This window comes from Micromonospora sp. DT81.3 (assembly GCF_049847225.1).
Taxonomy (GTDB): Bacteria; Actinomycetota; Actinomycetes; order Actinomycetales; family Microbacteriaceae; genus Microbacterium.
In genome coordinates, this window is sequence record NZ_JBNCNY010000004.1 from 285,947 (window position 1) to 298,525 (window position 12,579).

Sequence of the window (12,579 nt, forward strand, 5' to 3'; positions counted from 1 at the left end):
GCCGTCAGTGCCGCGCCACGATGGCGGCGGCATCCGTCCCCGCGGGCAGCACGCCGTACTGCGCCCCACGATCGGGGCCGAGCCGCGCCGCGAGGAACGCCTCGGCGTCCACCGATGGCGCGTGGCGGAGCATGAGCGATGACTGCAGCGCCAGCGCCAGCCCCTCGGTGAGGCGCCGGGCCTGCGACTGCGCGGCGGCCGGCTCCGCGCCGGCCAGCGACCGGGCGAGGGCGAGCACGTGCTCCACATGGGCGTCCAGCGACGGCGAGGCCCCACGGGTCTCCCCGAGCTCGTCGGCGAAGGCGTCGACGCTGTCGGGCTCACGCGTCATCGCCCGAAGCACATCGAGTGCTATGACGTTTCCCGACCCCTCCCAGACCGCCATGACGGGCTGCTCCCGGTAGCGCTGCGCGAGCGGGAAGGACTCGGTGTAGCCGTTGCCGCCGAGGCACTCGAGCGCCTCGTACGCGTGCTGCGGCCCCCGTTTGCAGACCCAGTACTTCGACACGGGGGTCGCGAGGCGCCGGAAGGCGACGTCGCGGTCGGACGCCTCGGCCTCGAACGCGTGCGCCAGGCGCATGCCGGTGAGCATCGCGGCTTCGGCCTCGAGCGCGAGATCGGCGAGCACCGCGGTCATCGCCGGCTGATCGACGAGCAGCGCGTCGAAGGCCGAGCGGCCCCTGGCATGCCACACCGCTTCCGCCACCGACTGCCGCATGCCGGCCGCCGTGCCGAGCACGCAGTCCAGGCGGGTGCGCTGCACCATGTCGATGATCGCCCGCACGCCGCGACCGGGCTCGCCGACCAGCACTCCGACGGTTCCGTCGAACTCGATCTCGGCCGACGCGTTCGAGTGGTTTCCGAGCTTGTCCTTGAGCCGCTGGATGCGGAAGACGTTGCGCATGCCACGGGTCAGCATCCGGGGCACGAACAGGCATGTGAGCCCTTCGTCGACCGGCCCGCGCCGGGTGTGCGCCAGCACGAGGAAGCCGTCCGACATCGGCGCGGAGCAGAACCACTTGTGCCCGGTGAGCTGGTAGCTGTTGCCGCCCATGTGCTCGCCCTGGGTCGTGCCCGCCCGCACGTCCGACCCGCCCTGCTTCTCGGTCATCGCCATGCCGATCAGCGCGCTGCCCTTCTGCTCGGTCGGGAGAAGGCGAGGCTCGTACTCGCGGGAATACATGCGCGGCAGCCAGGCAGCCGCGATCCACGGGGTATCCCTCAGCGAGGCCACCGCGGCGTGGGTCATCGAGACCGGGCACGCGGAACCCGGCTCCACCTGCGCGAAGAGCATGAACATCGCCGCCCGAGCCGCGTGGGCGCCTTCGCGCGGCTCGGCCCACGCCGACGTGTGCGCGCCGCGCGCGAGAGCCGCGCCGAGCACACGGTGGTACGACGGGTCGTACTCGACCTCATCGAGGCGGAAGCCCCAGCGGTCGTGCGGATAGGCGACAGGGGTGTGCACGTTGGCGAGGCGCGCATCGCGCTGGAAGTCGAGCGTGCCGACGTGCGCGCCCGCTTCGGTCAGCGACTCCGTCGCCCACCCTGCCCCGAAGGCGTCGACGGCGGCCACGAGCGGGGTGTTGAGCGTGAATTCATTGACGTCCACGCGGAACGGCGGCTGGTTCTCGACGTAGTGGGTGGCCGGACCGATCACGCGCTGGCCGCGTGAGTACGACGTCATGCGCGCTCTTCCTCCGCCACGAGGGCGATCGCGACCTGCTCGTCGATCGTGAGCGGCGCGTGCGTGACCAGGTCGTGCATGAACGCGAGCTTGTGCTTGGCCGGCGTGGAGATCTCGAACGGATACAGGTCGCCGAATCCCATCGAACGGTTGATCCGGTTGAACGCCCGAGACATCCAGTCCCAGTCACCGAGAAGCTGCTGGATCGGCTGATCGCCGTAGGAGCGCAGCGGCACGACATCCGTGTCCCGCAGGTTGGTCACAGCCGCGTCGAGACGGATGCCGATTGCCGCCGCCGTCGAGAGCGTCCCGGTGATGTGCAGGTAATGGGCGAACGTCTCGGCGAAGTCCTCCCAGGGGTGCATCGTGGCGTACTCGGAGATGAACGACGTGTGCCACCCCTCGGGTGCGCCCTGGGAGTAGTGCCGTTTCAGGGCGTCCCTGTAACTCGCACGCTCGTCGCCGAAGATCTCCCGGCAACGAGCCCACGTCGCGTCGTCGGTCACGAGCACGTTCTGGTAGTAGTGGCCGACCTCGTGGCGAAGGTGGCCGAGCATCGTGCGATAGGGCTCTCCCAGTTTGACCCGCAGCGCCTCGCGGCGGTCATCGAGGGTCTCTGCCAGGTCGATCGTCACGATCCCGTTCGCGTGTCCGATCATCACCCGCTTGCCGGACGAGAGGCTCGAGAGGAGATCGAAGCCGAGTCCGCCCGGCGCGAAGTACCAGGGACGGATGGGGAGGCCGAGATCGACCAGCTGGATGATCAGCCGACGCTTGGATCTCTCGGTCTTGGCCAGCTTCTCGAGGGCGATAGTGTCGTTGGCGGGAGGCGAGGTGCGCGTGAGGCGGCACGAGAAGCACCTGCCGGCCGGAGCGTCCTCGCGGACGAGCCAGTTGCACTCCCACGCGCGGTTCGAGCAGGTGTACCAGTTGGCGTCGTCGATCATCGCGCGCCCCGCTCGCACGCCCACGAACTGGCGGGTCACGAAGTGGTACGCCAGTTCGGCCTCGCAGTTGGGACACGTCAGCATGTCGAGGTAGACGAAGTGGCGACAGTGCGGACACCGCGGTGCAGAGCTCACAGTCCTTACCGTAACGGCAGGAGCGGTCAGGATGCCGGTGTCAGGGCGAGTCGCAGCAGCAGATCGTCTTCGGGCCGCGGACTCCCGCGTCCATCGGTGTTGTTCGTCAGCACCCAGAGCGACCCGTCCGGCGCGGCGACCGCGTCCCGGAGCCGACCCTGGGCGCCCGTCAGAATGGCCTCCGGATCGGCGACGGCCGCGCCGTCCTGCGTGTCGATGATCCACAGACGCTCCCCGCGAAGGCCCGTGACGAAGACGGTGTCTCCCACCGCCGCGATGCCGCTCGGGCTGGCCTCATCGGTCGACCACTGCCGGACGGGATCGACGAACCGGTCGCGGTCGGCGATGCCCTCTTCCACCGGCCACCCGTAATTGCCACCGGGCACGATGACGTTCAGTTCGTCCCACGTGTTCTGGCCGAACTCGCTCGCCCACATCGTTCCATCGCTCGTCCACGCCAGCCCCTGCACGTTGCGGTGACCGAGCGACCACACCGCTGAGTCGAACGGGTTCCCCGGCGCCGCCTCCCCCTCGGGCGTCAGCCGCAGGATCTTTCCGTTCGGCGCGTCGGGGTCCTGAGCGGCATCCGGTATGCCGGCATCCCCGGTCGCCACGTACAGCATGCCGTCCGGTCCGAAGGCGATGCGGCCGCCATTGTGGTTCCGTGCGCGCGCGATCCCCTCGAAGACGACCTCCGGCGCACCGAGGGTGTGGGCACCGTCGGCTCCCGACATCCGCATCCGTACGACGCGATTGTCCGCCGCGGCGCCGTGATACGCGTAGAGCCACGTGTCGCCGCCCTCCTCCCACACGGCCAGGCCGTGCAGCCCGGCTTCGCCGCCGGCAACGACGTCCGGCACGATCCCCACCTCCCGCAGCGCCCCCTGAGCGGTCAGTTCGAGCACCCGTCCGTCGTCGCGCTGACTGATCAGCGACCCGCCCCCCGGCAGCGGGGCGACCGACCACGGGACGGCGAGCCCGGATGCAAGCGTCTCGAGCGACCCGGTCGGGTGCCACCAGCCCCGCACGATGCTCGGCTCCGGGCGCGGGCTGTCGGCTGGTACGGCGCTCACGGAAGCAGACGATGAAGGCGAGGCCGACGGCGGCACCGCGTCGCCCGGAGAGCCCGACGTGCAGGCCGAGAGGGCCACGGCGGATGCCGCCGCGAGCGCCAGGAACCCGCGTCGAGCGCGTGCCGGCACGAAGGCTACACCCCGGCCGCCGCGGCCTCGAGGGCGGCGATGTCGATCTTCTTCATGCCCAGCATCGCCTGCACGGCACGGTGGGAGCGGTCCGGGTCGGGGTCGCGGATCAGCTCGACCAGCCGATCGGGCACGATCTGCCACGAGAGACCCCAGCGGTCCTTGAGCCACGCGCACGGCTGCTCCTCGCCGCCGTCCGCGGTGAGGGCGTCCCAGTACCGGTCGACCTCCTGCTGATCGGCGCACGAGACGAACAGCGACACGGCCTCGGTGAAGGGGAACTGCGGACCGGCGTCGAACGCGTAGTAGTCGCGCCCCGCAAGACGGAAGTGCGCGTGCATCACCTTGCCGGCGAAGCCGGGCTGCTCCTCCGCGTAGTGCGCGATCGAGACGATCTCCGAATTCGGGATCAGCCGGGTGTAGAAGGTGATCGCCTCCTCCGCGGTGTTGTCGAACCACAGGAAAGGGGTCACGGCGGTCATGGCGGCTCCTCGGCGTCGACGGGCGCGACGATCGTTACAGCCTCATGCTCGCGGCGTGATCGCGCAAGGGCCGCGACCGCTGCATCCAGCGCAAGGGCGATGAGAATGCCGATGGCGTACATCAGCAGGTCGGTGGGCGAAAAGACGGTGCCGAGCACCAGCATGACGGGTGCGAACGCCGCTCCCCAGGCCTCCGGAAGTCCACTGAGCTGAAAGAGCTCCACGGCCGTGCACCATGTGAACGCGATCGCGGCGACGATCGACGCGGGCCGGCGGGGAGCGACGACCACGAGGAGCAGGTAGATGAAGACCGCGTAGAGGATGTCTCCCGTCGCATCGGTGGCGAAGCCGTCGGGCAGCGCAAGGTGGACGAACAGGCCCCCGCAGACGACGGCTGCCGCGCAGAGACCGGCGGCGAGCCGTCGGCGCCGGGGGCTGGGCATCGGGTCATCCCTCCGGCAAGATCGGTTCATGGGGAGTCTCGAAGACATCGCTCGTGAACTCTACGCGGTGCCGCCGGGGGAATTCACGGCCGCCCGCACGGCGCGCGTCGCCGAGGTGAAACCCGACGACCCCGCGCTCGCGCGCTCGATCAGCACGCTGAAGCGCGCGTCCGTGCCGGCCTGGGTGGTGGGCCAGCTCGTCCGGCACCGCGAGGACGACATCGAGCGGGCGCTCGCGCTCGCCGTCGAGATGCGGGATGCGCAGAACGAACTGGATGCGCCGGCCATGTCGGAGCTGACCACGGCGCGCCGGCGGCTGACCGCCGCGCTCGCGCGAGAAGGCGCGGCGATCGCGCATCAGAAGGGCGTGGCGGTGTCGTCTGCGGCGCTCGACGAGGTTGCCCAGACGCTGCAGGCGGCGATGACGGATGAAGCGGCCGCGGCCGCCCTGCTCTCCGGCCGACTCGTGCGGGCGCTGCGCACCGTGGGCTTCGATGCGGTCGATCTGGAAGGAGCCGTGGCCGGCGGCGACGCCCACCTGGTCGAGCGGCCGAAGGAGTCCCGCGACGATCTCGCGGAGCGCCGCGCGCGTCGCACCGCCGAGAAGGCGCTGCGTGACTCGGAGCAGGCGTTCACCCAGACCGCACGCGAAGTGACGCGCCTGGATGCGCAGCTTCGCAGCACACGCGAGCGGCTGGATTCCCTGGGCGAGACCAGGGACGGTCTCGAGCGGGAGCTCGCGCGAGTGCTCAAGCAGCTGGAAGAGGCGCAGTCCGACGAGCACCGGCTCGAGGACGAACGCCGGACGGCCGCTCGCGCGGCGGAGGCCGCCGAGGCGACCAAGCACGCGGCCCAGAAGGCGCTCGATGCGCGCACCGAGGTGTCGCAGGTGAAGTGAAGGTGAACGACAGCGTTGCCGACGTCAGGCTCGAAGGCGCCGGAAAGCGGTCGTGAGTCAGGCCGGATTCTTCGCGAGCAGTTTCGACACGGCGATCATCGCTCCCCCGAGCACCGCGGGTATTCCCCCGCCCGGATGCACGGACGCCCCCACCCGCCAGAGCCACGGCGTCCGCACGTCACGGTACGCCGGTCGATGCAGAGGCCCGCTCATCCACAGCGGCCGGGCTGCGCCGTAGAGGGCGCCGTGCGGTTCGCCGAAGGAGCCGTAGTACGCCGGGTCGAGCACCACGTTCTGCACCATGTCACCGGTCAGTGGAGCGTTCAGGCCCATCGTTGTGGAGATGCGCTCGATCTCGCGGCGTACGAAGGGGTGCTCCAGCGTGTAATGCTCTCCGTTCGCCGGGGCGGTCAGCAGGATGCCGAGGGTGCTCCGGTCATTCGCATAGACCTCACCGGCGCGGTGGTGATTGACGAACGCCATCGTGTCTGCGGGCTCGTCGCCCGCGGCGAGGCTGCGATGCAGCGCCGCCGGCTTGGTCGGGAGGATCACACTGTGCGCGGCGATGCTCGAGGGCAACGGCTCTCGCAGCACGCCGTAGATCGCTATGGCGGAGCAGGAGAGTGTGCGGGAGGTCTGTGAGCCGGATGGGCGCAGCAGCTGGTTCAGGCGGTCGGCGTCCAGCGCGCTGACGACGAGGTCGGCGGGGTACGCGGCGAGGGTGGTCGTGACCCGTCCGCGCTCGAGGCGTGTCACGGCCTCCCCGGCACGCAGCTCGACGCCCGCGGCATCCGCCAGTCGCTGCAGGGCGAGCGCGATCTCGTAGACGCCCCCGCGGGGCACCCAGACACCGGTCTCGGCCATGATCGAGGGCATGCTCGCGTAGAGCGCCGGAGTGCGCGCGGGTGAGACGCCGGCGTTGAGCGTGTGGATGGCGATGACCTCGCGCAGGCCGTCCGGCAGCCACTCGAGGCTGTCGAGGTAGGCGCGAGTCGTCAGCCGGGTGCCGTAGACGGCGACAAGGCGACGCAGAGCGGGCAGCGAGTCCCGGTCGAGGGGATCGGCGAGCAGCAGCGCGGTGACGTCGTCGGCGAGGGGTGCGTGCAGACCGCTGAACTGCTGCCACGCCGGATACCAGGGGTGGTCCCGCGGCACGGGTAGCGAGATGATCTCGCCGTCGTAGTAGTACCGGCCGACCTCGGGCAGTCGCACCAGGTCGAGCTCGCCGACGGGCGCGATCGGACGGTGTCCGTCATCCAGTCGGCGCAGCAGCTCGTCCCACACGGCCGGGAAGGTCACGAGCGATGGGCCCGTGTCGATCCGTTCGCCGTCGAGCTCGATCCGTCGACTCTTGCCGCCCACCGTCGGTGCGGACTCCAGCAGAGTGACCCGGTGCCCCGCTCGAGCCAGCAGCGCGGATGCCGCGAGCCCGCCCAGCCCCGCTCCGATGACCACGATCCGGCTCACGACGGCACTCCGCGGGTCCCGCCCGCCCGGCCCGTCACGGATACGTCCCGAGGAAGATGCCGGCGAGGAGAAGCGCGCTGGCGAAGGAACCGGCGATGTACGGAAACGCCACGGAGAGAGGGTAGAGAAGACGCCCGGTGGCGGGGGTCGGTTGCCGCATCAGCCGGACGATCAGAATGCCGGCGATCGCGATGTTCACGGCGGCGACGGGAAGACTGACGATGGCGAAGAGCGCCGTGGACGCGAGCCACCACGCCCCGCTCCAGAGGGCCGTTCCGCGCGGTCCGAGCCGGACCGCCGTCGTCGTGATCCCCGACACGCGATCTTCCTCGATGTCCTGCACCGCGTCGAAGGCGTGCTTGGCGACGCTCCAGGCGAGCAGCCCGGTCACCGCGGGCCACACCGGCGGTTCGCCGAGCGCGACGGGCATGATCAAGAGAGGCAGTCCGTAGGCTGCGTTGCTCAGGGAATCCAGGAACGGGCGTGCCTTGAAGCGCACCGGCGGTGTGGAGTAGAACACGAACACGCCCGTGTAGAGCACGATCAGGGCGACCGCGAGCGGCGGAAGAGCAAGGACGAAGTAGACGAGGAAGGGGAGATTCGACCCGGCGACCGCCCAGGCGATCAGCCGCACCTCCCCCGGCTCGATGCGCGCACCCTCGATCGAACCCTTCCGAGGGTTCAGCGCATCGGTGTCCTGATCGAAGATGTCGTTGACGCCGTAGATCAGCAGATTGAACGGCAGCGTCAGCCACAGGAGGATCGGAAGAGCCTGCGGGTCCCACAGCTGGCCTGTCAGCCACATGCCGACGACACCGGTGCCGATGGTGTTGATCCACAGCACGGGCCGCGAGATGTGGATCAAACGGGCGACGTTCGACCACGCCGCAGACTCTCCCGTTGCGGACTTCGACCCCGGCCGAGCGGCGACGGGGCTTCGAGCGGATGGATGTTCCGTGGGGGTGGTGTGATCCTCGATGGCAGTGCTCCTCGGGCACGTCGGTCGAATAAGAGGCTAAGTAGGTGTTTCACAAAGTTTATTAGAAAGCTGATCAACGAGGCCCCGTCGCTACCATGATCGGATGAGCAATGAGGAGGAGTCGGTCGCGGAGGCCAGGTCGTATCGACTGGCCGCATTCCCGGCGGCGGCAGTGCGCTTCGCACGCGCGCTCGACCACAACCGCGAACGAATCGCCGAGGAGGAAGGACTATCGGCCGGGGCGCTGCGCGCCTTGTTCTACATCGCCGAGCACGTCAGCGCCACCCCGAAGCAGCTCGCGGCGCACATGCATGTCACCACGGCGGCGATCACACCCATCGCCCGCAATCTCGTCGAGGCCGGCCTGCTGCAGCGCTCGGAGCATCCGGACGATCGCCGCAGCGTCGTCCTGGCTCTCACACCGCGCGCCCACGCGGCGATGCAACGCATGCACGCCGACTTCGATGACATGGTGCGCGGGGCGACGTCACATCTCACCGACCGCCAGATCGAAGAGTTCACGCAGCACCTCGACTCGGTGGCACGCGCTATCGCCGAGCACACCGCGCGGATCCAGAGCGCCAAGAACATCGCGGCGCTCTGAGCGCCGCTCTCAGCATCAGCGCCACCCGCCAGCGATATCCCGAGGATGGCCCGTACCGGCTTCCCCGTGCGAGAGGGTGGAACGGTGTTCGCCGTCACCGAAAGAGTTTCCATCGCCCGATCCCCCGAGGACGCCTTCGCGTTCTTCGCCGATGGACGCAACCGTCCCCGTTGGGACGCCGCGGTGATCTCGGAGCGACTCACATCAGCGGGGCCGGTCGCAGTGGGCAGCACCATCCACACCCGCATGCGTGCCATGGGCCGCGAAGTGGACTACGACTGGCGGATCACGGAGTTCGACCCGCCCACCCGCATGGCGATCCGCAGTACCGCTGGAATTCTGCCCATGTCATCGCTCCTCGTTTTCGATGCGATCCCGGACGGATGCTCGGTGACGGCCACCATCGAGGGAGCGGCACACGGGATGCTGGGACTTGTCGAACCGATCATCGCCGGCGAAGTGCGCTCGACCCTCACCGCGGGGCTCGCACGAGCCAAGTTCATTCTCGAGGTGCCACCCACCCTGGGGTAGTGGCGCTCTCACCCCTCACACCGAGATGGGGCGCGCGCACTCCGGCTTCACTCGGGATTCTGGTGGACCTGAGGGGACTCGAACCCCTGACCCCCTGCATGCCATGCAGGTGCGCTACCAGCTGCGCCACAGGCCCAGATTTGCTTTCCCGGCTCGGCCGGGGCAACCCCACTAGATTACTACATCGCGTGCGGTGCGACGAACCGGCGCCGGATGTCGGAGAGTCGGCCTACTGTCTGATGCACGACGAATGGAGGCACCATGGCCGTCCTCGGCAACATCGTGTTCTACGCGCAGGATCCGCAGGCGCTCGCCCACTTCTGGTCAGACGTCTTCGGCTATCCGAAGCTCGAGTGGGAAGACCCGATGAAGCAGCAGCTGCTGGATGCGGGGCTGACCGAAGCGGACCTCGGGGCGCGTGCGCTCGCCGAGGACCCCGAAGGCAAGGGACCGCGTCTCTTCTTCCACCACGCCGACGGGCCCAAGCAGGGGCGCAACCGGCTGCATCTCGACGTGTCCGTGAACCCGGCCGCGGGCGTCGGCACCACGGCCGAGCAGCTGGATGCCGAGAAGGACCGACTGGTCGCGCTCGGCGCACAGGTCGTGCGGCTCGTCGACCAATCGTGGGGTCCGTGGCCCGAGCGCTACTGGCAGCTGCGAGACCCCGAGGGCAACGAGTTCTGCCTTCAGTAGGCGGAGCGGGGGCTCCGCGGCTCGGCGCTCAGACCGCGCGGGGGTCTGCCGCGGTGCGTGCCGGCAGCTCGATCGGCACGACAGGGCAGTCCTTCCAGAGGCGCTCCAGCGAGTAGTAGACGCGCTCCTGCTCGTGGAAGACGTGGGCGACGAGATCGCCGAAGTCCAGCAGCACCCAGCGTCCCTCCTGCCGGCCCTCGCGGCGTACGCGCCGGTGCCCAGCCTCGAGCAGCTTCTCCTCGATCTCGTCGGCGATCGCACCGACGTTGCGCTCGTTGCGCCCGGTGACGAGCAGGAAGATGTCGACCAGCGGCAGAGGGCCGGAGACGTCGAGCCCGATGAGATCCTCCCCGCCCTTGGCGTCTGCGGCGCGTGCCGCGATCTGCAGCATCTCTACGGCCTGGGGGGTGGCGGTCATCGCAAAGCTCCTGTCACGAAAGCAAGAATCAGCACCCCGACGAGGGCGAGCGCCAGTGCGCCCGCCGTGATCGCCAACGTGAGCATGAGCCGGCTGCCCTTCTCGGGTGCCGGCGGTCGAATGATCTCCTGAGCACCCTTGACGGTGCTGATCGCGGCGCTCGCGGCGATCGGGGTCGGCGACGACGAGGCCGGGATCTCGCGATCGAAGAGAACCGCATCCGTCTCCTTGCCATCGGCGGTGCCGGCGGCGTGCCCAGTAGAGCCGAGACCCTCCGGCAGCGACATCGAGCCGGTGATGAGCACCTCGCCGGTCGCGGTGACGGGCCCGACGATCGGGGAGTGCGACGGCGCCTGGGAGAGGATCAGCGCGTTCGAGGTCGACTGCGCGCCCGTGGAGGTCGCACTGCGGGCGATCAGCTGGTCGAACGACGGGGGCAGTGCGACGGGCTCAGCGCCGGCGAGCAGTTCCGAACCGAAGCCGGGCCGCAGCACCGGTCGTTCGGCATCCGGCTCGGCCGAAGCGGAGCCGCCATCGGCGTCCTCTTCCGCCACCAGCTCGTCGTGCCGGTCGTCATCGGATGCCGCAGGAAGTGCGTCCCCGGACAGTTCTTCGACGGCGGGCTCGGGAGTATCGGCGTGCTCGGGATCCTCAGCGGGCTCGGCGACCCCGGCGGGTCTGGGAGCCCACGACGGCTCGGACACCGGGTGCGGCTCCCCCGACGCCGCGAGTTCATCGGCGCGCTCCTGCTCGACCGCTCCGGCCGCCGCGGCCGCATGCGCCGCCATCGCGTCGGGCGTGATGACCGACACGGAGGCGGTGCGGATGCGCTCCTGCTGGCGTGCCTGGCGCCGGGTGAGCGGCGCGACGCCGAGGTCGACGTTCGCATCGGCGATCGGCACCGCAGACACGACCGCCGGCTCGGCGGGGCGGGCGAAGTGCACACTCGGCGCCGGCCGCGGGGCAGGCCCGGCGGTGTGCTCGCTCTCGCCGGTCGCGCTCTCGACCTGCTCGCTGTCCACCCGCTCGCTCTCGGCGGGCGGGCTCTCCACCGGCTCGCTCTCGGCCGGCTCGCGTTCCATCGTCTTCACCGGCTGCTCGACCGGCGCCTTGGCGGTGCCGGGGATCACGGTGTCCGGGCCGATGATCGGCGTGGCGCCTGTCATTCGAATCTCACGCAACTGCTTGCGGGTCAGCTGAGGCTCGCCAGGCTGCTCGGGTGTGCTCATGCCTTGCTCCGATACAGATGATGCTTTCCGATGTACTGGACCACCCCGTCGGGAACGAGATACCAGACGGGATGTCCCTTGCGCACGCGATCCCTGCAGTCCGTCGAGGAGATCGAGAGCGCGGGAACCTCGAGTTGACTCACGTCATCGCTGGGCAGGCCCGCGATGCTGAGCACGTGCCCTGGACGCGACACCGCGACGAAATGAGCGAGGTTCCACAACTCATCATGGTCCCTCCAACTGAGGATTTGCGCTACGGCGTCTGCGCCGGTGATGAAGAAGAGCTCCGCGTCCGGGCGCTGCGCCTTGAGATCACGGAGCGTGTCGATCGTGTACGTGGGACCGGCTCGGTCGATGTCCACGCGGCTCACGGTGAAACGAGGATTGGATGCCGTGGCGATCACGGTCATCAGATACCGGTGCTCGGTGGAGGTGACCTCGTGCTTCTGCCACGGGCGACCGGTGGGGACGAAGACCACCTCGTCGAGGTCGAACCACTGCGCGACCTCGCTCGCGGCTACGAGGTGTCCGTGGTGGATGGGATCGAATGTCCCGCCCATCACCCCGATCCGCAAGGGCCGCGTGGCGTCTGTCATTCAGTCGCCCTAGTGGCCCTGCCCCGTCCCGTGCTCCTCTTTGCCGTGGGCGGCGGCGAAGGCCGCGGACTTTCCGGCGTGGCGGTTCGCCACGTTGCGGTACGACAGGGTGACGAGGGCAAGGGCGCCGAAGACCAGGAGGGCGACGATCCCATAACCGACGGTCTCGAGCGCGACGTTTCCGTGCTCCTCCGACTCAGCGGCGGCCTGCACGAGAAGTGTGGCGAGAGACATCCGTACTCCCTTTCGAGTGGTCTTGGGTCGGGTGGTC

The 12,579-nt window shown here is 69.4% G+C and carries 15 protein-coding genes and 1 tRNA gene; 4 read left to right on the forward strand and 12 right to left on the reverse strand.

The genetic code is table 11. The annotated features are described in order from the left end of the window. Positions 1–4: 4 nt before the first annotated feature. Genes ACPW96_RS11555 through ACPW96_RS11575 form a run of 5 tightly spaced genes read right to left on the reverse strand, consistent with a single transcriptional unit; the run spans position 5 to position 4,893 of the window. Positions 5–1,684, reverse strand: a complete 1,680-nt coding sequence (locus ACPW96_RS11555; protein WP_425883243.1) for an acyl-CoA dehydrogenase family protein — start codon at positions 1,682–1,684, stop codon at positions 5–7. After that, on the reverse strand, positions 1,681–2,766 hold the full coding sequence (locus ACPW96_RS11560; RefSeq protein ID WP_425883245.1) for a zinc-binding metallopeptidase family protein: 1,086 nt from the start codon (positions 2,764–2,766) through the stop codon (positions 1,681–1,683). Before ACPW96_RS11560 ends, ACPW96_RS11555 begins: the two co-directional genes overlap by 4 nt. Before the next feature lie 26 nt (positions 2,767–2,792). Beyond that, the gene (locus ACPW96_RS11565) at positions 2,793–3,968 is read right to left on the reverse strand and encodes a PQQ-dependent sugar dehydrogenase (protein WP_425883247.1); all 1,176 of its coding nucleotides are present in this window, start codon (positions 3,966–3,968) and stop codon (positions 2,793–2,795) included. A gap of 5 nt (positions 3,969–3,973) precedes the next feature. Beyond that, entirely contained in the window at positions 3,974–4,450 is a 477-nt protein-coding gene (locus ACPW96_RS11570; RefSeq protein ID WP_425883248.1) for a VOC family protein, read from the reverse strand. Next, positions 4,447–4,893, reverse strand: coding sequence for a DUF2809 domain-containing protein (locus ACPW96_RS11575; protein ID WP_425818549.1), 447 nt, complete (start codon positions 4,891–4,893; stop codon positions 4,447–4,449). Before ACPW96_RS11575 ends, ACPW96_RS11570 begins: the two co-directional genes overlap by 4 nt. Positions 4,894–4,921: 28 nt before the next feature. On the opposite strand from ACPW96_RS11575, the gene ACPW96_RS11580 reads away from it, so the two are divergent. After that, entirely contained in the window at positions 4,922–5,791 is an 870-nt protein-coding gene (locus ACPW96_RS11580) for a hypothetical protein (protein WP_425883250.1), read from the forward strand. A 57-nt stretch (positions 5,792–5,848) separates the two neighbouring features. On the opposite strand, the gene ACPW96_RS11585 is transcribed toward ACPW96_RS11580, so the two are convergent. Continuing rightward, positions 5,849–7,258, reverse strand: a complete 1,410-nt coding sequence (locus tag ACPW96_RS11585) for a phytoene desaturase family protein (RefSeq protein ID WP_425883251.1) — start codon at positions 7,256–7,258, stop codon at positions 5,849–5,851. 34 nt (positions 7,259–7,292) lie between these two features. After that, complete coding sequence (locus tag ACPW96_RS11590) at positions 7,293–8,267, reverse strand: UbiA family prenyltransferase (protein WP_425883388.1); 975 nt, start codon at positions 8,265–8,267, stop codon at positions 7,293–7,295. Between the two features lie 73 nt (positions 8,268–8,340). Between ACPW96_RS11590 and ACPW96_RS11595 the strand changes: the two genes are divergently transcribed. Continuing rightward, positions 8,341–8,841, forward strand: a complete 501-nt coding sequence (locus ACPW96_RS11595; protein ID WP_425818555.1) for a MarR family winged helix-turn-helix transcriptional regulator — start codon at positions 8,341–8,343, stop codon at positions 8,839–8,841. Between the two features lie 45 nt (positions 8,842–8,886). After that, positions 8,887–9,372, forward strand: a complete 486-nt coding sequence (locus tag ACPW96_RS11600; protein ID WP_425883253.1) for an SRPBCC family protein — start codon at positions 8,887–8,889, stop codon at positions 9,370–9,372. A gap of 60 nt (positions 9,373–9,432) precedes the next feature. Here ACPW96_RS11600 and ACPW96_RS11605 read toward each other — a convergent pair. Next, positions 9,433–9,508 (reverse strand) — tRNA-Ala (locus ACPW96_RS11605). A 125-nt stretch (positions 9,509–9,633) separates the two neighbouring features. Here ACPW96_RS11605 and ACPW96_RS11610 point away from each other — a divergent pair. Beyond that, positions 9,634–10,065, forward strand: a complete 432-nt coding sequence (locus ACPW96_RS11610; RefSeq protein ID WP_425820505.1) for a VOC family protein — start codon at positions 9,634–9,636, stop codon at positions 10,063–10,065. Between the two features lie 28 nt (positions 10,066–10,093). Here ACPW96_RS11610 and rsfS read toward each other — a convergent pair whose 3' ends face one another. The 4 genes from rsfS to ACPW96_RS11630 are packed head-to-tail and all read right to left on the reverse strand — an operon-like array spanning position 10,094 to position 12,542. Further along, on the reverse strand, positions 10,094–10,483 hold the full coding sequence (gene rsfS, locus ACPW96_RS11615; protein WP_425820504.1) for a ribosome silencing factor: 390 nt from the start codon (positions 10,481–10,483) through the stop codon (positions 10,094–10,096). Further along, on the reverse strand, positions 10,480–11,712 hold the full coding sequence (locus ACPW96_RS11620; RefSeq protein WP_425883255.1) for a hypothetical protein: 1,233 nt from the start codon (positions 11,710–11,712) through the stop codon (positions 10,480–10,482). The genes rsfS and ACPW96_RS11620 overlap by 4 nt, the downstream gene beginning before the upstream one ends. Next, positions 11,709–12,308, reverse strand: a complete 600-nt coding sequence (nadD, locus tag ACPW96_RS11625; RefSeq protein ID WP_425820502.1) for a nicotinate-nucleotide adenylyltransferase — start codon at positions 12,306–12,308, stop codon at positions 11,709–11,711. The genes ACPW96_RS11620 and nadD overlap by 4 nt, the downstream gene beginning before the upstream one ends. 9 nt (positions 12,309–12,317) lie before the next feature. After that, on the reverse strand, positions 12,318–12,542 hold the full coding sequence (locus tag ACPW96_RS11630) for a hypothetical protein (RefSeq protein WP_425883256.1): 225 nt from the start codon (positions 12,540–12,542) through the stop codon (positions 12,318–12,320). Positions 12,543–12,579: the final 37 nt, after the last annotated feature.

Bases quoted from the DNA above. Each gene is read 5' to 3' on its own strand.
- ACPW96_RS11555 (WP_425883243.1), bottom strand. From the start codon at position 1,684: ATGACGTCGTACTCACGCGGCCAGCGCGTGATCGGTCCGGCCACCCAC.
- ACPW96_RS11570 (WP_425883248.1), bottom strand. From the start codon at position 4,450: ATGACCGCCGTGACCCCTTTCCTGTGGTTCGACAACACCGCGGAGGAG.
- ACPW96_RS11575 (WP_425818549.1), bottom strand. From the start codon at position 4,893: ATGCCCAGCCCCCGGCGCCGACGGCTCGCCGCCGGTCTCTGCGCGGCA.
- ACPW96_RS11580 (WP_425883250.1), top strand. From the start codon at position 4,922: ATGGGGAGTCTCGAAGACATCGCTCGTGAACTCTACGCGGTGCCGCCG.
- ACPW96_RS11595 (WP_425818555.1), top strand. From the start codon at position 8,341: ATGAGCAATGAGGAGGAGTCGGTCGCGGAGGCCAGGTCGTATCGACTG.
- ACPW96_RS11600 (WP_425883253.1), top strand. From the start codon at position 8,887: ATGGCCCGTACCGGCTTCCCCGTGCGAGAGGGTGGAACGGTGTTCGCC.
- ACPW96_RS11610 (WP_425820505.1), top strand. From the start codon at position 9,634: ATGGCCGTCCTCGGCAACATCGTGTTCTACGCGCAGGATCCGCAGGCG.
- rsfS (WP_425820504.1), bottom strand. From the start codon at position 10,483: ATGACCGCCACCCCCCAGGCCGTAGAGATGCTGCAGATCGCGGCACGC.
- ACPW96_RS11620 (WP_425883255.1), bottom strand. From the start codon at position 11,712: ATGAGCACACCCGAGCAGCCTGGCGAGCCTCAGCTGACCCGCAAGCAG.
- nadD (WP_425820502.1), bottom strand. From the start codon at position 12,308: ATGACAGACGCCACGCGGCCCTTGCGGATCGGGGTGATGGGCGGGACA.
- ACPW96_RS11630 (WP_425883256.1), bottom strand. From the start codon at position 12,542: ATGTCTCTCGCCACACTTCTCGTGCAGGCCGCCGCTGAGTCGGAGGAG.